Below are 21,630 nucleotides of genomic sequence, written 5' to 3'. Positions count from 1 at the left end.
ACCATCTGGCGGTCGGCGCGTTGTGGGCGCATGTCCATGCTCACCGATCGCCAGACCGCCACCGCTGTCCTGCGCCTGGGTCGCCATGCCAGGCTGAGAGTCGACGTAGACGTCAGCGCAGGCGGACTGCTCAGCATCACCGTGCTGGTTTGTGGTATCCTGCTTTCCACTACCGTGCTGGTGGCCACCGCGGTACGCGAAAGCCGCCGCTGACGCAGTCGGTTGGGGCTCCGCGTATCGGCGAGGGCTCTTAGACGGGTGGAGCCTCTACCGCCCGATAAACTTGGGCGCGCGCTTTTCCTTGAGAGCCATAACGCCTTCCAGGTGATCCGCACTTCGCACACTCACCGACTCGTAGGCGATCCCGGCATCGATCAGCGCCGTCGTCAGCCGCTTGAGCTCCAGGTTCATCAGTACCTTGGTCGCGCGGATCGCGACCATAGCGCCGTTGAGCAGCTTGTCGCAGAAGGCATCGACCCTGGCATCGAGTTCTTCGGGCGGTACACAATGGTTGATGAGGCCGATCTCCGCTGCTTTGCTGGCGGTGAGGAGTTCACCGGTCAGCAGGTATTCCTTCGCGCGGGTAAGCCCGATGCGTTGGGCCCAGATGATCGCTCCGCCGTCTCCGGCGACTAGGCCAAGCCCTACATGCGGATCGCCGATCTTGGCGCCCTCTGCGGCGAAGATCACATCGCACAAAAGGGCGAGGGTGGCGCCAAGGCCAACCGCGTGACCATTAAGCCGGCAGACCACGGGCTTGTCGATGTCGAGCAGCGTCGTGACAAGGCGCTTGGCCATCCGCGCCTCGTGGTCGAACAGGTGCGGGTTGCGTGCGTTCTTCTCGATATGGTCAAGATCGCCGCCGGCGGAGAAAGCACGTCCTGCACCTGTCAGCACTATGACGTCGGAGCCGGTGTCGCCCTGCGCGAACCACAGTGCTTGCGGCAGCTCGTCGTGCAGCTCAAGGTTCACTGCGTTCATCGCGTCAGGCCGGTTCAGCGTGATGCGCAGGAGCCGACCCTCGCGGGCCATGGCGATCGAGCCGAAGCTGGGAAGCGCTGGTGCGGTGTCGGTCATCGTGTGGTCTCCCTCTGTGCTGGCGCCGTCATAGCCGTCGTTTAGCGCAGGGCTACAGCAATCTCGCTCGGGCGCATCGCCGGAGCGGTCGCGCACGGCATTGCGCAAGAGGCCGGGGCGTGCTGAACATACGCGCAGCAAGCACGTACCGACGGGCGGGAGAGAAAAAGATGGCGGAATTTGACGAGACGTTTGACTGGGTGGTTGTTGGCAGCGGCGCCGGTTCGATGAGCTCGGCCCTGCTGATGAAGCAGGCCGGCAAGTCCGTCGTCATCCTGGAGAAGGCAGAGTGGGTCGGCGGCACGACCTGCAAGTCAGGTGGCGTGATGTGGATACCCGCCAACCGCTTCATGGATCCGGGCGAGGATAGCGTCGAGAAGGGCGTCGAGTATCTGAACGCCGTTGTCGAGGATGCCCCAGACGCACCCGGTACCAGCCCGGAGCGGCGGCGGACCTATGTGGTCGAGGCGCGCAAGATGCTGGACTTCATTGTTGACCAGGGTGTCGCGCTGGAGCGCGGGTCCAACTTCTGGCCCGATTACTACGACGAGAAACCAGGCGGGGTGAAGACCAGCCGCACTGTCACCGCGCTGCCTTTCGATAAGAAGGAGCTCGGAAAAGAGTGGGCGCCCAAGCTGCGGAAGGGCTTTCTGGAAGTGCCCGTGAAGCTGGATGACGGCATGAAGCTGCCGTTCATGAAGCACAGCTGGGCGATCAAGAAGATCTTCCTCAAGACCGCCGTCGCTGTCGTTGCCGGCAAGCTCACCGGCAAGCACTGGGTCACTGCGGGCGCGGCCCTGCAGGGGCGGATGCTCAAGGCAGTGCTCGATAAGAAGGCAGCCAAGATTCGCGTGAACTCTCCGGTGAACGAGGTGATCATCGAAGACGGCAAGGCGGTCGGCGTCGTCACTGTCAAGAACGGTAAGCCTTGGCGGATCGCAGCAAACCTGGGCGTTCTCGTGAACGCGGGCGGCTTCGCGCAAAATCAGGCCATGCGCGACAAATACATGCCGGGTACACGGGCTGAGTGGTCGAACGGCATTGAGACCGACAACGGCGACATGCACGTCGAGCTGGAGCGCAAGGGAGCTGCGCTTGGCCAGATGGACCAGTTCGTAGGCTGCCAGACGACCACGGCGCCAGGCTGGGAGGACGACTACGTCAAGCCCGCCACGCAGAGCACCACTGGTAAGCCACACGCGATCCAGGTTGATCAGTCCGGCGTCCGCTACATGAACGAAGGCGGCTCCTACGAGGAGTTCTGCGAGAACATGGTGGTCCGCGACCGCACGGTGCCGGCGATTCCCAGCTGGGCAATTATGGACCAGCAGTACATGGACAACTACGCTGTCGCCGGCAAAGGCACGGCCAAAAAGAACATGGCGAAGTGGCTGGAATCCGGCTGGATGCGGCGTGGCGACAGCGTCGAGGCGTTGGCCGAGGCGATCAAGGTGCCACCTACCACGCTCAGAAACACGCTCGATCGTTGGAATGGCTTCGTGCGGAAGGGCAAGGATGAGGACTTCCATCGCGGCGAACGCGCATACGACAACTGGCTAGGCGATCCGTTCTTCAAGGACGGCCCGAACGCCTGCATGGGCACGATTGAGAAGGGGCCGTTCTATGCGATTCCGGTCGTGCCGGGCGATGTGGGCACGTATGGCGGCGTCGTTTGCGACAGCCAGTCGCGTGTGCTCAAGGCGGATGGTACGCCGATCCAGGGACTCTATGCCTGCGGCGTCAGCACCGCCTCACCAATGGGCAAAGTCTATCCTGGAGCCGGTGCCAGTGTCGGCCCATCGATGACGTTCGGCTGGATCGCCGCAAAGCATGCGGCCGGAATGGGTAACCAGTTCTGAGCGTGATAAGCACCGTGGATCTGAAGGCGGCCGCTTAGTCGCCTCCAGGGAGGCCGTGTTCTCCACGGTCCTCGGGACGATCTGGGTGCGTGGCGAGCCCGGCGTCCGCGAGGCATGCCTGATATGCGGCGCGGAACTAGCCCGTGACCGCCTCAGCATCGTTGCCTCGAACCGGTGGGCGCAATCGCGAACTCGGACGCTCCCCAGCACAACTGCAATACTATTTCACCACCGCCGCAGAGATAGGGAGCTTGCTGCTCAATAGGCCCGGAACTGGTGCGCCATACTCGCCGCCTGGTCTTCAATCGCGGCCGGTTTCGATGCCGCGAAGAGATCATCGGTTCGGTCCACGCGATCAACGCCGTGTTCGAGCGCAGAGGCTGACACGCACAAGTACGTGCGACCAGTGAAGCACTGTCGAAACGACGTAAGGCGCTGTGCGCGAGTTGTGAAGAAATTGGCTCCCCGAGTAGGATTCGAACCTACGGCCATTCGATTAACAGTCGAATGCTCTACCGCTGAGCTATCGGGGAGCGGCCCTAACGTCGCCGTCCTGGGCAGGGCTGCGCGTATAACAGGGTGGGTTTGTTTGGCAAGAGCGATTGGCAGAGAAATTGGGCCAGAAACGCGAGAGCGCGCAGTCCGGGAGGTCAGACCTGGAACTGCTCCGAAAATATGCGCTCTTCCAGGCTTGAGCCGGGATCGAAAAGCAGCGTCAGCTCCTTCTTTTGTGAAACGACGATTCGCACGTCGCGCACTTCGCGAACTTCCTTCTGGTCCGCGACAGCGGCAACCGGACGCTTGCCCGGTTCGAGGATTCGGAATTCGACTTCGGCGCTTTCCGGCAGGATCGCGCCCTTCCAGCGGCGCGGCCGGAAGGGGCTAAGCGGCGTGAGCGCCAGCATCCGCGATCCGAGTGGGAGGATGGGACCGCCGGCCGAGAGATTATAGGCGGTCGACCCGGCAGGTGTGGCGACAAGGATCCCGTCGCCGGCCAACTCTTCCATCCGCACCTTGCCGTTGATGCGTACTTCCAGCTTTGCGGTCTGCCGGGTCTCGCGCAGGAGCGACACCTCGTTGATGGCGTAGTAGCGAAACTCTTGCCCGCTCTGGTCGACGACGTGGACCTCCAGCGGTCGCACGGAGACGGGATGCGCATCCGCCACCCGCTGCGCGATGGAACGCCCATTGTGATGCGTGTCGTTCATCAGGAAGCCGACCGTGCCGAGATTAAGCCCGTAACAGGGTAGCATCCGATCCCATTTGAGCATTTCGTGAAGCACGTGCAGCAGGAAGCCGTCACCCCCCACGACGACGAGCACGTCGGCTTCCGTGGGCGGTGCCCAGTCATGCAGGCGGCGTAGTGCTTCCGCTCCCGCCTGCGCCTTGGGGCTGTCGGAGACGATCAGCGCCAGCTTGCGTTCCTCGCTCATCGATCACCCTTACTGCCGCAGCGCGGTGCGCCGGAAGCGTCCCACCTTGACGCGGGGGGCTGTCCAATTTGGAAGTGTTTGGCAAGCGGTTTTGCGGCTATGAGCAGGTGATGAACGGGGTACGCCAGAAAACAGACACATCCGAACAGCAGCGCGAAGGGATTGTCGAGGAGGTTCGTCCGTCGCTGCCCGGAGTCTCTGGGCTGGATCCCTTGCGTGATCGGATCACCGAATGGATGGGCCGCGAGGGGATCGAGCTCGACAGCGCACCGCTGCAGGCGATGCTGGTGGGATTGCGTCGGCTGGATGCCGTGAACCTTGCGTATGGCGAGGCGGCGGGTGACGGCGCGTTGGAGGAAGTGGCAGCCCGGATCGGCGGGTTCGCGGCGGGGGAACTGGAAGGACGCTGGCTGGTCGCGCGTGCGGGCGGCGGTTCTTTCCTCCTGCTCGCCAACGAACCGTGCAGCCGCGAACGGTGGCAGCTCGTCGCGGGCGAGTTGGGCGAAGTGGTCGCCCGGCCGTTGGCCGTACCCGAAGGCGTACTGAGACTCTCTCCGCGCATCGGGCTGGTGCGCATGCTTACGGGTGAAACGGTCGACTCGATGCTCGATCGTCTCGGCCAAGCGCTGAACGAGGCCACGCTGCAGCAAGGCGCGCGGCTGGTATGGGCCAATGGCGAAGCGACCCCGCACGGCCGTTCTTCGTCGCAGCTCGAGGTGGACTTGCTGAACGCCATCGACCGCGACGAGATCGAGGTGCTGTTCCAGCCACAATTCAGCCTGCCGGACGATCGCCTGGTGGGCGCCGAGGCGCTTGCCCGCTGGAACCATCCGGAGCTCGGCCGCATCGGCGCCAGCACGCTGTTCGCGATCGCGGAGAGGACCGACCATGTGGCGCCGCTATCGCGCCATATCGCCAGCCGTGCGCTCGACGTGGCCTGTAGTTGGCCTGCCGCCTTGCGCCTCTCGCTCAACATCACCCCAGCCGATCTCGCATTCGGCAGCTATGCCCGCCATTTGCTCGACCGTCTGCGTGAGACCGGCTTTCCGCCCAACCGGCTTACGCTGGAAGTGACCGAGCAGTCGCTGATCGGCGATGTGCACCATGCCGCGCAGATCATGGCTGAGTTCTCCGCCAATGGCATCCGGATGGCGCTCGATGACTTCGGCGCCGGCTTCTGCAATTTTCACTACCTCAAAGTGCTGCCGCTTCACTACCTCAAGCTCGACCGTTCGATGGTGGAGGGGATTGGCCGCGATCGCCGTGATCGAGCCGTGCTGCGCGCGATCGTGGCAATGGCACGGGCATTGGACTTGCAAGTAATCGCCGAAGGCGTGGAGACAGAAATTCAGCGCACCCGCGTCGCCGCCGAGGGCTGCGCGTACTATCAAGGTTTCCTGCGCGCGCAGCCAATGAGCGCAGAGCTGTTCGCGGAGCTCATGTCCGCAGGCAGCTAGCGGCGGCGGTAGACCAGCACGTCTCCGAACTGAGCGTCGTTGCGGTAATGGGCGGTGAGCCAGCGGTCGACGTCCTTGCCGTCTTCGCGCACCCAGGCAATGCCTTTCCCCCTCGCGTCGGTGATCACGAACTCGGGCCTGAGGCTCATCAGTCGAGCCACTTCGTCGTGACCGACATACCCATCCGCCGCCAGCGTATCGATGATCGCACGCCGTGCGAGGTTGTCCGGGTGGACGCTTGCGCGTGAGAGTTGCGGCGCATCGAGGTACCAGTGGATCAGATGCTTGTGCATGGCCCAGACGGTGGGCGCCGGGCCTGCTGTATGGCGGATGTGAGCCGCCGCCTGCGCGATCGGACGAGGGCTGGTGTAACTGGCGCTGGTTTGAGGCAGCGATGTAGCCAGCGCTGCGGCGAGCGGCAGGCTTGCCGCCGCTACGGCGAACCAGCGCGCGGTCTTTCCCGCTTGCACCAGCCCTGCCACACCCAGAGCGGCGAAGAGGCCGACGAACGGTACGAGCTGAAGCCAGTAATGGGGGTAAGCGGCTCCCCCGATCAGCAGCGAGCAGGCGACTGCGCCGATCACCACGAACAGGACAATGGCAAGCCACCGGTTCGCATCGCTGCTTGGCTGTATGAGTTGCCCTACCGCCAGCGCGCCGCCGCCGAATGCAAGCAGGACAGGGGGGGCATAGAGCAACGGCGCCGATTGCGCGGTATAGTAGAGCTGTGTGGCGTGCTGTTGCGCGACTTCGAGGGCGCTGAGTTGCCCCGAGTAGGCGAGAGGCACATCGATCATCGCCAGCCGTAGCGTTTCCAGCTGTCCGGCGCTTGCATAGACCAGCACCAGCAGCAGTGGCGGGACGAGGCCAGCAAGGCCGAAGGAGAGCCACGCTGTGCGCGTATTGTTGCTGCGCGGCATTCGTGCGGACGCGAGCAGCATGGTGCCGAGGGCAAGAGCCATCACCGCCAGGTTCGTCCGGGTGAGCACGGCCAGGGCGACCAGAATTCCGGAGAAAGCGGCATCCCGGTTGCCAAGCGGCCAACCCGATAACCGCCAGACTGCTGCGCTGAGCAGGGCGATAGCGGGGAGCTCCGAACTGGTGGCGAGGCCGAAGGGAGCGGATGCCAGGGCGGCGCAGAGCATCGCGCCGGCGAGCGCCGGCCAGTGTCCGGCTGACCGGCGTGCGGTCAGATATACACACGCAGCGCTGGCGAGAATGCAGAAGGCGCCAAGCAGGCGGATGGCGATCAGGCTTTTGCCAAACACTGCGATTGTGGCGCCGAACAGGAAGAAGACGAGCGGGGGCTTGAGGTCGAACTGGTGGACGAAAGGCAAGTGCCCCTGCGCCACGTCCGCGCCCATGAGGACGAAGCTCCACTCGTCCCAGTCGATCTGCTCGGTCCACAAGCTTCCAAGCCGGAACAGCAGAGTCGCCAAAGCCAATGCGGCAAGCGCAACAGGCGTTGCGAGAGCCCTGCCACGCCTGGCGGGGGCAGCCAGACTGCGATCCAGATGGGGGGCAAGCGTCGCCATATGCTGACGGATACCCGCCAATGCTTGCGATCCGGTAAGCTGCCCTGAGCCGGCGTCAGTCTCCCCTTAGATGCAGAGTACCTACACCGCTTTCTTCGCGATGCCGCTCAAGCCCTTGGTAAGCTGGAACAAGCCATTGAGGCGCGACTTGGGATCGCCCCAGACGCGGGTGAGGACGAGCTTGTTGTCGGGCCGCAGCTTGACGGTGCCTTGCAGCCGTTCAGCATAAGCGATGAGGCCTTCTGGATTAGGGAAAGCATCGTTGTGGAAGCTGACCAGCGCACCGCGCGCGCCGACGTCGATCTTGGCGATGTGGGCGTCGATCGCCTGGCGCTTAATCTCGATGAGCTTGACCAAGTTGACGGTTGCGTCAGGCAGCGGACCGAAGCGGTCGATCATCTCGGCCGACATCGCCTCTACCTCGGCTGCACTCTCGGCGTCGTTGAGACGACGGTAAAGCGCCATGCGCACGGCGAGATCGGGCACGTATTCTTCGGGGATCATGATCGGAGCATCGACCGTGATCTGCGGGCTGAGTCCGGAGGTCTGGCGCTCCAACCCCACACCGCCCGCCTTGGCGGCCAAGATCGCATCCTCCAGCATGGACTGGTAGAGTTCGAAGCCGACTTCGCGGATGTGCCCGGACTGCTCGTCCCCCAGCAAGTTGCCGGCGCCGCGAATGTCGAGATCGTGGCTCGCCAGCTGGAAGCCCGCTCCCAGGCTATCGAGATCGCCCAGCACTTTCAGGCGCTTTTCGGCCACTTCCGAAAGGCCGGTGCTGGCTGGTGTCGTCAGGTAGGCGTAAGCGCGCAGCTTGGAGCGGCCGACACGGCCACGCAGCTGGTAAAGCTGAGCCAGCCCGAATCGGTCCGCTCGGTGAATGATGATCGTGTTCGCGCGCGGAATGTCGAGCCCACTCTCGACGATCGTCGTGGAGAGCAGGACTTCGTATTTGCCTTCGTAGAAAGCGCTCATGCGCTCTTCCACTTCGGTAGGGCTCATCTGCCCGTGCGCGGCAATCGGCTTGATTTCGGGGACGTGCTTGGCCAGCCACTCCTCGACCTCGGCCATGTCCGAGATGCGGGGGACGACGATAAAGCTTTGTCCGCCGCGGTGATGCTCGCGCAGCAGCGCCTCGCGCATCACCATGTCGTCCCATTCCATCACATAGGTACGCACCGCCAGGCGGTCGACCGGTGGGGTCTGGATAGTCGAGAGTTCGCGCAGGCCCGACATCGCCATCTGCAGCGTGCGCGGGATCGGCGTCGCAGTCAGCGTCAGCATATGCACATCGCTGCGCAACTGCTTGAGCTTTTCCTTGTGAGTCACGCCAAAGCGCTGTTCCTCATCGACGATGACGAGGCCCAGGTTCTTGAACGCGACCGACTTCGACAGCAGCGCATGGGTGCCGACCACCACGTCGACAGTGCCGTTGGTGAGGCCTTCACGCGTGGCGCGCGCTTCCTTTTCGGTGACCAGCCGCGAAAGACGGCCGACGTTGAGCGGAAAGCCGGAAAAGCGGTCCGAGAAGCCGGTGTAGTGCTGGCGTGCCAGCAGCGTGGTCGGGGCCACGACGGCAACCTGATGCCCAGCCATTGCCGCCACGAACGCCGCGCGCAAGGCAACTTCGGTCTTGCCGAAGCCGACATCTCCGCAGACCAAACGGTCCATCGGCTTGCCCTCTGACAAATCGCCCAAGACGTCCTCGATCGCACGTTCCTGATCGTCAGTCTCTTGCCATGGGAAGCGATCGACGAACTGGTTGAACGAGGAGCTTTCGGTTTCGAATACCGGTGCGTGGCGCAAGGCGCGCTCGGCAGCGGTCTTCATCAGTTCGCCCGCGATCTCACGGATGCGCTCGGTGAGGCGAGCCTTGCGCCGCTGCCAGCCTTCGCCGCCCAGCTTATCGAGCGTAACGCCCTCGCTCTCCGAGCCGTACCGCGAGAGCACGTCGAGGTTCTCGACGGGGATGTAGAGCTTGTCGCCTCCGGCGTACTCCAGCATCACGCAGTCGTGCGGGCTGTCGCCCACGGGAATGGACTGCAGGCCATCGTACTTGCCGATGCCGTGGTCCATGTGCACCACGAGGTCGCCTGGAGTCAGTGCAGCAAGTTCGGCGAGGAAGGCGTCGGAATCCTTGCGCTTTTTTTTCCGGCGCACGAGCCGGTCGCCGAGAATGTCCTGCTCGGTGACGACCTCAAGTTCGGCGTTGGCGAAGCCGGTCTCAAGCGGCAGCACCAGCGCAGCGGGTCGGCTCTTGCTCGCCTTGCCGAGAGCGTCCTGCCAGCTCTCCGCCATCGTGGGCTCGGGCGCTTTCCCACCGAGAGCTTCGCCCAGGATCGAGGCGATCCGAGCCCGGCTGCCAGTGGTATAGGCGGCGAAGAGCGCCTTCCGGCCGGATTTGGCGATCGCCTGGAGGTGCTGGGCCGTGGCTTCGTAGGCATTGTCGCCACGGGCGCGCTCGGGCGTGAAATCGCGCGCATTGGTGAAGTCGAAGTCGATGACCTTCGCGCTTTCGGGCTGCGCGAAAGGGTCGGCGCGGTGCGCGGGCCACTCAGCGGCACAAGTGTCCAGCTCGGACTGCGTCAGGTAAAGCGCGTCCGGCGCAAGCGGGCGATAGCTGCCCGCCTTCTGTCCCGAGGTGTCCATGCGGGACTTGTGATAGTCCTCAATGTCGCGAAGCCGCTCTTCGGCAGCGTTCTGCGCCGCGCTGTCGAAGACGATGAGATCGTCCTTGGAAAGGTGATCGAACAGCGTGACCAGCCGGTCTTCGAACAACGGGAGCCAGTGCTCCATGCCGGCCATCCGGCGTTCGTCGGTGACCGCCTGGTATAGCGGGTCCGAAGTCGCGTTGGCGCCGAACTGCTCGCGGTAGCGGGCGCGGAACCGCTTGATCGTGTCTTCGTCCATCAGCGCTTCGCTGGCGGGGAGCAGCAAGTGTTCGGGGATGGAACCGGTCGAGCGCTGCGTGGTGGTATCGAACAGCCGCAGCGTCTCCAGCTCGTCGCCGAAGAAGTCGAGCCTCAGCCCTTGCTCCAGGCCAGAGGGTACGATGTCGAAGATCGATCCGCGCACCGCGAATTCGCCCGCGTCGATCGCGGTGTCGCTGCGGTGATAGCCTTGACGGCGGAGCAGGGCGATCAGGCTGTCGTGGCCGATCTCCATGCCCGGCTTGAGCAGCCGCACGGATTCGCGGATGCGAAACGGAGTGAGCACGCGCTGCAGAAGCGCATTGATGGTGGTGACAAGAAGCTGCGGCCCGTCGCGCTTGGTCTGCAGCCGGTGCAGAGCCGAAAGCCTGCGAGCGCTGACGGACAAAGCTGGGCTGGCCCGGTCATATGGCAAGCAGTCCCACGCGGGGAACTCCACCACGTCCAGTTCCGGCGCGAAGTAGGCGGCCGCGTCTGCCACCGCGCGCATTTCAGTCTCAGCGGTGGCGACGAAGACTGCCCGCCCGCCCTTGCCGCTGGTAGCTGCGGCGCGGGCAAGGTCCGCCATGACGAGCGGCTGCGCCCCGCGTACGACGGAGGCGAGAGTCAGCGGGGATGGGGCGGAGAGTATCCGTTTCAGATCGGGCATGTGCGGATGGAAGTCGCAAGAGGAGAGGAGAGTTCCTGCAGCCGATAGGTGCGGGGGCGATGTTCCACAAGCTGTGTCCGCCCGACGTTCGGCATCAGCGAAGACGTGCGGGACAGAGTTCGGTGCCTCAGCGCGGAATGTCGACGTAGTCGAGCTGCTGCATCCGCGTCATCAGCGAACCGGCGAACCGCTCGGGAACAGGGAAGGTCTTGAGAGCCCACGCCATGATGTCGACGTCGTCTTCCTCCAGAAGATTCTCGAACCACTGGATGTCGTTCTCGGACCATGCGGCATGGAATCGGTCGAAGAAGCAGCCGATCATATAATCGGCCTCCCGCGTGCCGCGGTGCCAGGCGCGAAACCGGATGCGGCCGAGACGAGGCGAGAGTTCGGGCTGGGACGAGAGTTCGGACTGGGGCTCGGAAGGCATGGCGGCGCCGGTAGGACACGGCGCCGCCCGAGGCAAGCTTCAGCCCTTGAGTGCACTTACGATGTCGGCAGTGGAATGGCCGGTCAGCGTCTTGGCCAGTTCCTTCATCAGCACGGCTTCAAGCTGCTTGTGATAGCGCTTGCGCATCTCGCCCAATGAGCGCGGATCGGCGATCACCACCAGCTTGTCGATCTTATGCTGGAGCACTTGGTGATTGAGCCAGTCCGCGGCGGCGATGGCATGGGCGCTCTCGTCGAAGCTGTCATTGCTGTCTGCGCCGCTCGGCGGAGTGTAGGTATTGCTCGCGTCGTGATGGCGCATGCCGGCGCTGTAGTTCGTCAATTCCAGCTCGGGGACCGGCATGGAGTCGAGCCGAGGCTCTGCCTCGGTGCCGGCATTGCGATAGAGCTCGAAGTTTCTCCCGTCGACCAGAGCGAAAACGGTTCCGTGGGGCAACAGCATGACTTCTCCTCGAAAAATTGCGGAAACGGATGATGTAAACGAGCGTGCTGCCCGGCACGTTCCGCAGCGGCTGGCGAAATAGTGCGCATACGGGCTAGAAGGCGCGCCATGCGGCCCGAAGCGCTCAACCCCCTATTCGTAGAGACCCCGGCCCTGGAAGGCGTTGGGCCCAAGCTTCAGCGCCCGCTTGAGAAGCTGGGGCTCAAGCGGGTGAGGGACCTTGCCTACCACTTGCCTGAGCGCTTCGTGGAGCGGCACGCCGTCGCGGACCTCGACGAAGCGCAAGTGGGCGAGAACGTGATCGTGGCACTCACCGTGCGCGAGCATCGCAGCGCGCCTGGAAGAGGTCCGTTCCGCGTGCTTGCGGAAGACGCGAAGGGCAATGTCTGCACCATCACATACTTCGGCCGCGCGGCCTACTCGGGCAAGAAGGCGCTGCCGGTGGGAGAGCAGCGGTGGGTGGCGGGGCGGCTCGATCAATACGGACAGATGCTGCAGATCGTTCATCCTGATCACGTGGCGGAGAGCGCATCCGCCTTGACCGGGCACGTACGCGAGCCGGTCTATGGCTTGTCGGAAGGGCTGACGCAGGGGCGCATCGCCAGCTTAGTCGCCCAAGCGCTGAAGGGGCTTCCCGGATTGCCGGAATGGTGCGAGCCAGGGCTGGTCGAGCGGATGGGCTGGCCGCTGTGGGCCGACGCGCTCGTCACCGCGCATCGGCGCGCCGACCCAGCGGGGCGGGACCGCCTCGCTTACGACGAACTGCTGGCCAATGCGCTGGCGCTGATGCTTGTGCGCGCCAGCAACCGCTCGCAGAAGGGGACGCCGCTGCTGGGAGATGGCCGCCTTCGGGCCAAGCTGAACCTGCCGTTCGCACTGACCGGGGCGCAGCGCCGCTCTATCACCGAGATCGAGGGCGATCTGGCGCAGCAGGCGCCGATGCTGCGCTTGTTGCAGGGCGATGTCGGGTCGGGCAAGACAGTGGTTGCGCTCTCCGCGATGCTGATCGCCGTGGAGGCGGGTACGCAGGCCGCCATGCTCGCTCCCACTGAAATCCTCGCGCGCCAGCACCATGAGACGCTGACGCGCATGGCCCAAGGGACCGGCGTGGAGATCGCGCTGCTCACCGGACGGGACAAGGGGCGCGCGCGTGAGTCGATTCTGATGGGGCTGCTCGACGGCTCCATCGACATTCTCGTCGGCACGCACGCCATCTTCCAGGATGCGGTCGCCTACAAGAACCTGGCGCTCGCCGTGATTGACGAGCAGCATCGCTTCGGAGTTGGCCAAAGGCTGCTGCTGGCCAAGAAGGGCCGCCGCACGCCGCACTTCCTAGCGATGACCGCCACACCCATCCCGCGCACCCTGACTCTGGCGCAGTACGGAGAGATGGACGTCTCGCGGCTGGATGAGCTGCCACCGGGACGACAGGCTATCGACACGCGCGTGGTCGCGACAGAGCGAATGGACGACGTAGTGGGAGCGCTGGCCCGGCACCTCGAAGGCGGCGGTCAGGCCTACTGGGTCTGCCCGATGGTGCACGAAAACGAGGGAGACGATCTTGCCGCCGCGGAGGCGCGCTACGCTGCTCTCAAGGAGCGGTTTGGTGAAGACGTGGTCCTGGTTCACGGCCAGCTTCGCCCCGAGATGAAGGACGCGGCGATGGAGCGCTTTTCCGCGGGCGAGGCGAAGCTGCTGGTCGCCACCACTGTGATCGAGGTTGGCGTCGATGTGCCCAACGCGACGCTGATGGTGATCGAGCAGGCCGAGCGTTTCGGCCTTGCCCAGCTGCACCAGCTACGCGGACGCGTCGGGCGCGGGCAGGCAAAGTCGGTATGTCTGTTGCTGCGCGGCGCGGAACTGTCGGAAACCGGGCGGCGGCGCTTGGCGCTCATGCGAGAGACGCAGGACGGTTTCCGGCTGGCGGAGGAAGACCTTGAACTGCGCGGCGGGGGCGAACTGCTGGGCACGCGCCAGTCCGGTGACACACCCTTCCGCATAGCCTCGCTCGAGCAAATCCAGCGCCTGCTGCCGGTTGCCCATGACGACGCCAGGTTGCTGATCGAGCGCGACGGCGGGCTTGCCGGAGAACGCGGGGAAGCGGCGCGGCTGTTGCTCTATCTGTTCGAGCGTGACTGGGGCGTGCAGCTGCTGCGCGGAGGCTGAAGCGATCTAGATGCGGAACTCTCGGACCGTGACTTGCGCCGCCGGGTCGATCCGATCGGCTTTTCGCAGGCGCGAGGGCGGCTCGCTAGGATTGCGTGCGCTATGCGGGATGTGCTCGAGCAACGATCCAATCGTGGCAACGTCGTCGCGGACAAGCCGAGCTTTCCAGACGCAGTAGGCGAACAGCATAGCTAGCAAAACCAGCAGTGCTGGCCCGGCGAGGGTTTCGGCAAGTGAGCTCACCAGCGTTGCCCCACGGCCGGCGTCGACCGCACGTTGATCCAGACATGCCTAGACATTTTACAAGCGACCCACATTTTTGCTCTTGTGCCAACCGAGTTACAGGCTTGCTCTTAAACCGGGGTTTAAATCCGTTCGGGATGTCCGATGCGGAAAGGTAAGGTTTGGTTAGCCGTCCTCGGTAACAGGTCGCGCACCAGCGAAGAACGAGACACCATCGTGCACGGATGGAAGCGTGTACGGCTTTGAATGGCAGCTTGATTTTTGCACGGTCCCGGTGCCAGGTGCCCCAATGTCTCCACACACTCGCGCGATGGTTGCTGCAGCGGCCTATGCATTCGTCACTGGGAAGAAGGTCGCCGGGATCTACGATCACGGGACAAAGCGGGATCTGCAGATCGCCGCGGAGAGCCGAGGTAATCTGCTGCAAGGCTTCGACGGCGATCGTTCCGTCAGCTTCGGCGGCACTCTGCCCGAGATCTACGATGCCGGCGACCGGGCTTTCGTGTCTTTCGAGATCGAGGGTGAAAAGGTCCAGGGCTATGACCGAGGCTCATCAACTCACTATACAGCGCAGGTCAGCAGCCCGATCGTGCAGCTATATGACCACGGTGAGAGCGCGTGGTTCAACTTAGAGATGCGGGACGTAGACTCTGGCTCCGCCGTCGGCGCGACATCATAGGCCTCCCCTTTCAGATACGAAAAGGGGCGAGCTATCGCGCTCAGCCCTCGATCATCCGCTCTTTCACCACTTGCTCCAGCACCGTCAACGGCATCGGCCCGTCGAGCAGCACGGAATGAAAGGCTCGCGGATCGAACTGCTTCCCCTGCTTCGCTTTGACGGCGTCACGCAGGCGGACCCAGACGGTGTGTCCGATCTTGTAGCTGCACGCCTGACCCGGCCAAGCGGTATAGCGGTCGATCTCGTTCTGGCTCCGACCGCGAGCGATGCCGGTGGTCGCGATGAAGTAGTCGGTAGCTTGTTCCCGGCTCCAGCGCTTGTGGTGCAGACCGGAGTCCACCACCAGCCGCGTGGCGCGGAAGAGCAGCGACTGGAGGTAGCCGATCTGTCCTAGCGGATCGTCCTCGTACATGCCCATTTCGTCGGCGAGCTGCTCGGCATAGAGCGCCCAGCCTTCGGTGTAGCCGCTGAACCCAGCGCGCCGGCGCAGCAGCGGGATGTCTTGCGATTCGAGCGCGGTCATGACCTGCAGGTGATGGCCCGGCACGGCTTCGTGATACGTCAGCGTGGGTAGCCCGAACTTGGGCCGGTCGAACGTGTCGCGCAAGTTGATGTAGTAGATCGCCGGCCGCGATCCATCGAGCGAGGCGTTCTGGTAATATCCGCCCGGCGCACCCGCCTGGATCGAAGGAGGCACGCGGCGCACTTCGACCGGAGCCTCCGGCAGCGTTGAGAACTGCTCAGGCAGGCGCTTGCTCATACGCTCGATCTGACGGTTCAGCTCTGCCAACAACGCTTCGCGGCCCGCATCGGTGTTGGCGAAAAGCTGGTCGGGGCGCTCATTCAAGGCCACCAGTCGGGCGCCCACGGTGCCTTGCGTGATCCCTTGCGTTTTCAGGATAGCATCCATGCGAGCGCTGATCTGCGCCACCTGTTCCAGCCCCAGCTGGTGTATCTCATCACCCGACAAGCTGGCGGTCGTCGCCGCTTCCGCCGCGGCCCGGTAGTATGCCTCGCCGTCCGGCAGGCGCCACACGCCGGCTACGTGGCTCGCGTTACTGCGCAAGTCCGTGATAAGCGCGCGTTGCCGGTCTAGCGCAGGAAATACCTGCTGTGCGACAATTCGCTCCGCTTGCTGCACATAGGTGTCCGGCAGATTGGCAGCCTTCAGCTTGGCGGCGAGAGAGGACACCATAACAGTGGCGGCAGGCTGCTGGTCGCGCAGCGCCGCCATCAGCTTCAGTGTGGTGTCGAGCAGATAATCGGGCGCGAACACACCCCGTGCGGCATCGGCTCGCTGCCGGTCGGTCTCGGCGTCGATGGCGGCGTCGAAGGCCTCCAGCCGCGCCAGATAGGCGTCCGCGTCCGCTGCGCTCTGGATCCGGTGCTGCGAATTGAGGAAGTCCGGTATATCGCGATAAGCTCCGGTCAGCTGGCTGATCACGTAAGGCGCGTATCGCCCCATGGTGTCACCGTAAGGAAAGCGTTCGCCGGCAATGTTCTGGCTCAGCTGGTATGCGACGACCTCATAGTCCAGCCTCGCAGCGGGGGAGAGAGACGCCGGGTTAATGACGCGCAGCTGCGCAAGCTCGCGCTTGGCGCGAGCAAGGTCCGCAGCCATACCCGCTGCGGACCGATCGCTGAGACGTGACTTCAGCTCGGCACGCGCGCCCGTGTCGAGCCCAAGGCGCGTCGCGCTCTCCGGAGACTCGGACAGCCGATCATAGAAAAAGCGATCGAGCAGCGTGCGCAAACGCGCGTCCGCCGCCGTGGCTGCTTTAGCCGAAGTTTGTGCCACCGCGGGAAGGGAAGCGGCCAGCGCGAACACGCCCGCGCTACCGAGAAAGGAACGACGGTCCACAACGTCTCCGATTACTTGAACGAGCAGATCACGTGAGGCAGCCGGATCACTGGCCTTTGGCATCCCACCAGAGCGGCCCTCGTTTGGCGTCACCGGTCGCTACCTCGTCCAGCGTCGCGGCGTCATACAGCCGCCCGCCGAGCATCACCTGGCGCACCTTGTCGCTGTTGCGGATGTCCGCGGTCGGATCGGCGTCCAGCACGACCATGTCGGCGAGCTTGCCTGCTTCCAGAGAGCCGATGTCCGCTGCCATCCCGAGGGACTGGGCGGGCACGATGGTTCCGGCACGGAGCGCCTCGATCGGTGTCATCCCACCGCGAACGAACGACCACAGCTCCCAGTGAGCGCCGATGCCGGCCTGCTGCCCATGCGCCCCGATCGAAACCAGCACGCCCCGCTTGGCGAGCTTGGCCGCTTCGCGCGCGTTGTCGTCGTCCACGAAGTTCGACTCAGGCGCCTTGATGCGGCGGGCGTTATCGGCAAGCAGCTGCGCCGGTGGAGTGTGAGCCTTCAGCAGGGGGTGCGCATACACGTCCGTCGCCTGCCGCCAGTACGGATCGCCAGCAAGACCGCCATAGGAGACCACAAGCGTTGGCGTGTAGTTCGTCGTCGTCGCCGGGAAGAACTGCAGCACATCCTCATAGAATGTCTCCAGCGGAACATTGTGCTCCAGCGTCGAATTGCCGTCAGCGACGAGGTTCATGTCCATGCCGAATAGCGATCCGCCCTCGGCAACCACTTGCATGTTTTCGCGCCGCGCTGCTTCCACCACTTGCTGGCGCTGGTCGCGACGTGGCTGGTTGTAGTTCTTGACGCTACGCGCACCTTGAGCCTTCAGGCGGCGGACATGCGCCAGCGCATCGTCCAGGCTATCGATCTGCGCATAGACGTCGGCCGACTTGGCACCGTACACGATCTCGCCTGTGGAGAAGATGCGGGGCGCCAGGATCATGCCAGCACGCTGCATCTCAGCTGCAGCGAAGATCTCGCTCGAGCGGTTTGATGGATCGTGAAGCGTCGTGGTGCCGAGCGCCAGGTTCTGGAGCATCGACCAGTTTCGCTGCGGGACCAGTTCGTCGGTGCCGGCAGGCCCGTGGGCATGAGCGTCAATCAAGCCCGGGATAATGCTCTTGCCGGCGACGTCGACCACTGTCGCGCCCGCCGGTATCGCAGTGGAGGCGCGCGGACCGACAGCGACGATCCGGTCGCCACGAACCACGATCACGCCGTCGTCGATGATGCCGCCGTCTTGCGCCGTCATCGTGACGATCCGCGCTCCCGTCAGTGCCACGGTGCCGGTCGGCTTGGCGGCCTGCACCTCCATCGCCAGTGACACACCGGTAGTCGGCGGCACGAAAGCGGGCGCATTCTCGCCGCGTGGCGCGGTGGGAAACAGGCGGGCCGTCTCGACCGTGTAAAGCGTCGGCCCAAGGCTCCAGTGCAGGCGTTGGCCATCGTTCGACCAGTGAATGTAGTCGGCACCCCCTGCGCTCACACGCGTGACCGGCAGCGCCTTGGCATCTGGCGCCAACGCGACCGACTGGTTGCCCGGCATCAGCGGCACGACATGAGCCGCGTAGTTCTGCCGGAACGCGACGTACTCGCCGCTGGGGGAAACGACAAAGTCCGTCGCCAGCTCTCCGGTTGCATGGACCCGCCGGGCCTGCCCGGAAAGGTCGGTGCTGATGAGCTGTCGCTCACTCGCCCCGTCCTTTTCCTCCTCGGCGAGCATGAACACGCGGGTGCCGTCGCTGCCGAACTGGGGCGACGCTGTGCCGCGCGCGATCCGCACGGCCTCGCCACCACTCGCCGGTATGCGATACACGCCAGGATCTAGTGCCCCCGCGGGGTTGGTCAGCCCGCCATGCTCGGTGCGCTCGAACACGATAGTGCTGCCGTCGGGCGAAAAGCGGGGGCGGGCATAGTGGCTCGGCCGGCTGGTCACGTCGCGCGGGCGGCCGCCGGATGCAGCGACCGTGCGAATCTGACCCAGCTTGTCGTCCGACCATCCCACGAACACGATTTGCCGTCCATCGCGCGACCAGCTTGGGAACAGCTCAAATCCGTCGTCGGCGTTCGTCAGCCGCCGTGCAGCGCCACCGGCAGTCGGCTTCGTCCACAATTTTCCGAGGCTTTCGAACACCACGCGTCGTCCATCGGGCGACACGCTGGCAAACCGCGGCATGGCAGTGTTAAAGTGATCGGGCGCCACGGCGATCTGGGGATGCGGCGCGTCGATGACGCTGCGCGTGTCGGCGATCGTAAATGGTATGTCGCGCGCATCGCCTCCATCGGCATCGACGCGGCGGATTTTGCCCTTGGACCAGAATACCAGCGACTGGCTGTCTGGCAGCCAGCTCATGTTCGGGTAAACTCCCGTCACAGCCCAGGTTTCCTGCACGTCCTGGTCCAGGTCGTCGTAGATCTTGCGAGCCTCGGCAGAGGCAAGATCCATCACGTAGAGCTTTGAGCGTGTAGCTTCCCGCCGCACGAAGGCGATCTTCTTGCCATCGGGCGAAGGTGTCGGACGCACAGCGCCGCCTGCGCCAGCCACCACGGTCGTAACCTCGCCAGTATCCAGGTCATAGCGCTCGATGTTGAACAAGTCGGTGTTGGAATCCTGCGCATATTCGAAGATCGGGCCGGGCGTCACGTTGCGGGTGTAGAAAACCGACTTTCCATCTGCAGCGTAGATTGGTTCGCCCATTTCCTTCTGGTGCTTCTCGTTCGGGCGCTTGACCAGCAGGACCCCGGCGCCGCCCGAAACGTGGTACATCCATATTTCACCGGTGCCGAGCGAGCGGCCGGTGGTGAAGTGCTTCTTGGCAACGATGAAGCGGCCATCCCTGCTCCAGCTCGGCTGGTTGAGGAGGCGGAAGTCCTCCTTCGTGACCTGTCGCTTGTCGGAGCCATCGCGGTTCATCACCCAGATGTTGTCGCCGCCGCCCCGGTCAGAGGTGAAGGCGATGCGGGTACCGTCGGGCGAGAAGCGCGGATGCACTTCCCATGCAAGACCCTCAGCGATCCTCGTTGGCGTTCCACCGGCGATCGGCATCGTATAGATGTCGCCCAGCAGGGTGAACGCGATAGTCCCGCCATCGGGACTGACGTCCACATCCATCCAGCTCCCTTCATTGACCCGGATCGGCACCTGGCGGATGTTTGCACCCGGCGGCGCGTTGACGTCCCACTTGGCACGTTCGGCCACTGGGGTGCTTGCAGCCACCGCTGGCGTGGCAGCAGGTTGAAGCGGCTGCCTTTGCAGCGGGTCGGCTGACGCCCCTTGAGACACCTCGTTCTCGGGCCCTCGCGCCTCGATTTGGGACGTCGGAGTGGGTGCGACGCTCTGGGCTTGAGCCTGGTGAGAGGTGAGTGCGATCAGAGAAACAACGGCGGCGAGGTGCTTCATTTTCAATCCCGGACAATGTGCCACCCACTATGCCGTCCAAGACGTTGCGGAGAAAGGCCTTTGTTGGGCGGGAGAGGTTCAGCAGGTCGTTGGTGCGACGGCCGTAGCAACCCCGGCAGACCTCAAGCGCATCGCCACCCCGTGCAACAGCTGCTGGAAACCCCGGCAGAAGACGGTCTCTCAGACCCAGCGCGCTCCAAGGCGCACAAGGTGATCGATGCGCGCGAGCGAAATGCCCCACTCGGCCGGATCAGCCTCACAAACGATGGCGTCACTTGAGCGCTTGCCCCCCGCAATCACGAGTTCGGAGCGGGTAAACTTTCGCTTGCGGGTGGAATAGAAGGTCAGCACCTTCGGCTTTGTCGCGTGACGCCCGCCTTCAATAATGACACCAATCCGCTCGTTCTGCAGTTGCACAAGGGTGCCAACCGGAAACACGCCAATGCTTACCATGAACGCGAACAGGATCTTCGGATCGAAATGGCCGTTCCACTGGCGCATTCGCGTGATCGCTTCCAGCGGTGCCCAGGCGTCTTTGTAAGGGCGATCGGATGTGACGGCGTCATAGACATCGCAGATCGCGCCCATGCGGGCAGCCAGTGTGATCTGTTCGGCGCAAAGTCCATGAGGATAGCCGGACCCGTCGATCTTCTCGTGATGATGCTGGCACACGTCCAGCGCGGCTTCCGGGATGTTGTCGAGGTCGCTCAGCAGCCGATAACCCTCCAGCGAGTGGGTTTTTACCAGCGCGAATTCTTCGTCGGTCAGTCGGCCGGGCTTGTTGAGCACATCCACGGGCAGCACTACCTTTCCGATGTCGTGCAGCAAGCCTGCCGTTCCCAGGTCTTTGGTCGTGCGTCTATCAAGGCCCAGCTGCCGGGCCAGGCTGATCATTAGCGCGCACACAGCTACAGAGTGCAGATAAGTATACTCGTCCTTCGACTTGAGCCGCAGGATCTTGAGAAGGGCAGGCTGGTTGTGCTCGATGCAACTCGCGACATCCTCGACGACCGATGTCACCGCGGTGGATTCGATTGCCTGCCCCAGCCGGGCAGTGTCCAACACTTGGCGCATCACCTCCTTGGAGCGGTTCACGACCTCCACGGCGGCTGCAGTTCTCTCGTCCTGCGTCCAAGCCTCGTCGAATGCCTCGGGTGCGGCTGATCCCAGGGTCGCTTTTGCCTTGGCTTTCGCCAGGTCGGCGCCCTTCGAGATGTCGATCAAGAGCGTTTCTATTTGACTGCTGAGCACGGCCGCCAGATCAGTTTCACGCTCGAGCAGAAAACCCCGTTTCCAGAACGGGTGTTTGAACCACGAACCTTCTAAGGTGTGGATATACATGCCTAACCGGAGCTGATTGCGTCGGATGCGCCTAAGCGTCACACCGCATCTCCGCCAGCTCGTCTGTGTGCACGTCCGAAATTTTAAGTCCATGAGATA

Annotated in this window: 15 protein-coding genes and 1 tRNA gene; 5 read left to right on the top strand and 11 right to left on the bottom strand. The window is 63.9% G+C overall.

Translation table 11 applies throughout. The features are described 5' to 3' along the window. Positions 1–36 precede the first annotated feature (36 nt). Complete coding sequence (locus tag ABVV53_RS12830; RefSeq protein ID WP_353984821.1) at positions 37–213, top strand: hypothetical protein; 177 nt, start codon at positions 37–39, stop codon at positions 211–213. 54 nt (positions 214–267) lie between these two features. Here ABVV53_RS12830 and ABVV53_RS12825 read toward each other — a convergent pair whose 3' ends face one another. Beyond that, positions 268–1,077, bottom strand: coding sequence for an enoyl-CoA hydratase/isomerase family protein (locus ABVV53_RS12825; protein ID WP_353984820.1), 810 nt, complete (start codon positions 1,075–1,077; stop codon positions 268–270). Between the two features lie 170 nt (positions 1,078–1,247). Here ABVV53_RS12825 and ABVV53_RS12820 point away from each other — a divergent pair, with 170 nt between their 5' ends. Continuing rightward, positions 1,248–2,936, top strand: a complete 1,689-nt coding sequence (locus ABVV53_RS12820) for an FAD-binding protein (RefSeq protein WP_353984819.1) — start codon at positions 1,248–1,250, stop codon at positions 2,934–2,936. Positions 2,937–3,394: 458 nt separating this feature from the next. Here the strand turns inward: ABVV53_RS12820 and ABVV53_RS12815 are convergent. Both ABVV53_RS12815 and ABVV53_RS12810 read right to left on the bottom strand, forming a co-directional pair. Next, a tRNA-Asn gene (locus tag ABVV53_RS12815) sits at positions 3,395–3,469 on the bottom strand. Positions 3,470–3,586: 117 nt separating this feature from the next. Further along, positions 3,587–4,369 (bottom strand): NAD kinase, encoded by a 783-nt coding sequence (locus ABVV53_RS12810; protein ID WP_353984818.1) that lies wholly within the window; start codon positions 4,367–4,369, stop codon positions 3,587–3,589. Positions 4,370–4,479: 110 nt separating this feature from the next. Here ABVV53_RS12810 and ABVV53_RS12805 point away from each other — a divergent pair, with 110 nt between their 5' ends. Beyond that, entirely contained in the window at positions 4,480–5,826 is a 1,347-nt protein-coding gene (locus ABVV53_RS12805; protein WP_353984817.1) for a GGDEF domain-containing phosphodiesterase, read from the top strand. Here the strand turns inward: ABVV53_RS12805 and ABVV53_RS12800 are convergent. The 4 genes from ABVV53_RS12800 to ABVV53_RS12785 all read right to left on the bottom strand — a co-directional run bounded on the left by ABVV53_RS12800 (position 5,823) and on the right by ABVV53_RS12785 (position 11,832). Continuing rightward, on the bottom strand, positions 5,823–7,361 hold the full coding sequence (locus ABVV53_RS12800) for a glycosyltransferase family 39 protein (protein WP_353984816.1): 1,539 nt from the start codon (positions 7,359–7,361) through the stop codon (positions 5,823–5,825). The two genes, ABVV53_RS12805 and ABVV53_RS12800, sit on opposite strands and share 4 nt — an antisense overlap. A gap of 81 nt (positions 7,362–7,442) precedes the next feature. Then, positions 7,443–10,940, bottom strand: a complete 3,498-nt coding sequence (gene mfd, locus ABVV53_RS12795; protein WP_353984815.1) for a transcription-repair coupling factor — start codon at positions 10,938–10,940, stop codon at positions 7,443–7,445. A gap of 127 nt (positions 10,941–11,067) precedes the next feature. Then, positions 11,068–11,370: an FAD assembly factor SdhE gene (locus ABVV53_RS12790; RefSeq protein WP_353984814.1), complete on the bottom strand. Its 303-nt coding sequence runs from the start codon at positions 11,368–11,370 to the stop codon at positions 11,068–11,070. Positions 11,371–11,409: 39 nt separating this feature from the next. Then, positions 11,410–11,832 (bottom strand): baeRF12 domain-containing protein, encoded by a 423-nt coding sequence (locus ABVV53_RS12785; RefSeq protein WP_353984813.1) that lies wholly within the window; start codon positions 11,830–11,832, stop codon positions 11,410–11,412. A gap of 108 nt (positions 11,833–11,940) precedes the next feature. Here ABVV53_RS12785 and recG point away from each other — a divergent pair, with 108 nt between their 5' ends. After that, positions 11,941–13,998 (top strand): ATP-dependent DNA helicase RecG, encoded by a 2,058-nt coding sequence (gene recG, locus ABVV53_RS12780; RefSeq protein WP_353984812.1) that lies wholly within the window; start codon positions 11,941–11,943, stop codon positions 13,996–13,998. A gap of 6 nt (positions 13,999–14,004) precedes the next feature. On the opposite strand, the gene ABVV53_RS12775 is transcribed toward recG, so the two are convergent. Further along, positions 14,005–14,241, bottom strand: a complete 237-nt coding sequence (locus ABVV53_RS12775; RefSeq protein WP_353984811.1) for a hypothetical protein — start codon at positions 14,239–14,241, stop codon at positions 14,005–14,007. Positions 14,242–14,530: 289 nt separating this feature from the next. Here ABVV53_RS12775 and ABVV53_RS12770 point away from each other — a divergent pair, with 289 nt between their 5' ends. Next, a complete protein-coding gene (locus ABVV53_RS12770) occupies positions 14,531–14,920 on the top strand; it encodes a hypothetical protein (protein WP_353984810.1) in 390 nt (129 codons plus the stop codon). A gap of 40 nt (positions 14,921–14,960) precedes the next feature. Here ABVV53_RS12770 and ABVV53_RS12765 read toward each other — a convergent pair whose 3' ends face one another. The 3 genes from ABVV53_RS12765 to ABVV53_RS12755 all read right to left on the bottom strand — a co-directional run bounded on the left by ABVV53_RS12765 (position 14,961) and on the right by ABVV53_RS12755 (position 21,624). Further along, on the bottom strand, positions 14,961–16,781 hold the full coding sequence (locus ABVV53_RS12765; RefSeq protein ID WP_353984809.1) for a DUF885 domain-containing protein: 1,821 nt from the start codon (positions 16,779–16,781) through the stop codon (positions 14,961–14,963). Positions 16,782–16,827: 46 nt separating this feature from the next. Next, the gene (locus ABVV53_RS12760) at positions 16,828–20,190 is read right to left on the bottom strand and encodes an amidohydrolase family protein (protein WP_353984808.1); all 3,363 of its coding nucleotides are present in this window, start codon (positions 20,188–20,190) and stop codon (positions 16,828–16,830) included. 180 nt (positions 20,191–20,370) lie between these two features. Beyond that, complete coding sequence (locus ABVV53_RS12755) at positions 20,371–21,624, bottom strand: HD-GYP domain-containing protein (RefSeq protein WP_353984807.1); 1,254 nt, start codon at positions 21,622–21,624, stop codon at positions 20,371–20,373. Between the last annotated feature and the right edge of the window lie 6 nt (positions 21,625–21,630).

The organism is Novosphingobium kalidii, from assembly GCF_040534015.1.
GTDB classification, from domain to species: Bacteria; Pseudomonadota; Alphaproteobacteria; order Sphingomonadales; family Sphingomonadaceae; genus Novosphingobium; species Novosphingobium kalidii.
Note: the sequence above shows the minus strand (reverse complement) of the source record. Positions and strands in the feature narration are given on the sequence as shown.

Excerpts from the sequence above, each read along its gene's own strand:
- ABVV53_RS12800 (WP_353984816.1), bottom strand. The coding sequence starts at position 7,361 with ATGGCGACGCTTGCCCCCCATCTGGATCGCAGTCTGGCTGCCCCCGCC.
- recG (WP_353984812.1), top strand. The coding sequence starts at position 11,941 with ATGCGGCCCGAAGCGCTCAACCCCCTATTCGTAGAGACCCCGGCCCTG.
- ABVV53_RS12770 (WP_353984810.1), top strand. The coding sequence starts at position 14,531 with ATGTCTCCACACACTCGCGCGATGGTTGCTGCAGCGGCCTATGCATTC.
- ABVV53_RS12825 (WP_353984820.1), bottom strand. The coding sequence starts at position 1,077 with ATGACCGACACCGCACCAGCGCTTCCCAGCTTCGGCTCGATCGCCATG.
- mfd (WP_353984815.1), bottom strand. The coding sequence starts at position 10,940 with ATGCCCGATCTGAAACGGATACTCTCCGCCCCATCCCCGCTGACTCTC.
- ABVV53_RS12760 (WP_353984808.1), bottom strand. The coding sequence starts at position 20,190 with ATGAAGCACCTCGCCGCCGTTGTTTCTCTGATCGCACTCACCTCTCAC.
- ABVV53_RS12785 (WP_353984813.1), bottom strand. The coding sequence starts at position 11,832 with ATGCTGTTGCCCCACGGAACCGTTTTCGCTCTGGTCGACGGGAGAAAC.
- ABVV53_RS12820 (WP_353984819.1), top strand. The coding sequence starts at position 1,248 with ATGGCGGAATTTGACGAGACGTTTGACTGGGTGGTTGTTGGCAGCGGC.
- ABVV53_RS12755 (WP_353984807.1), bottom strand. The coding sequence starts at position 21,624 with ATGGACTTAAAATTTCGGACGTGCACACAGACGAGCTGGCGGAGATGC.
- ABVV53_RS12790 (WP_353984814.1), bottom strand. The coding sequence starts at position 11,370 with ATGCCTTCCGAGCCCCAGTCCGAACTCTCGTCCCAGCCCGAACTCTCG.
- ABVV53_RS12805 (WP_353984817.1), top strand. The coding sequence starts at position 4,480 with ATGAACGGGGTACGCCAGAAAACAGACACATCCGAACAGCAGCGCGAA.
- ABVV53_RS12810 (WP_353984818.1), bottom strand. The coding sequence starts at position 4,369 with ATGAGCGAGGAACGCAAGCTGGCGCTGATCGTCTCCGACAGCCCCAAG.
- ABVV53_RS12830 (WP_353984821.1), top strand. The coding sequence starts at position 37 with ATGCTCACCGATCGCCAGACCGCCACCGCTGTCCTGCGCCTGGGTCGC.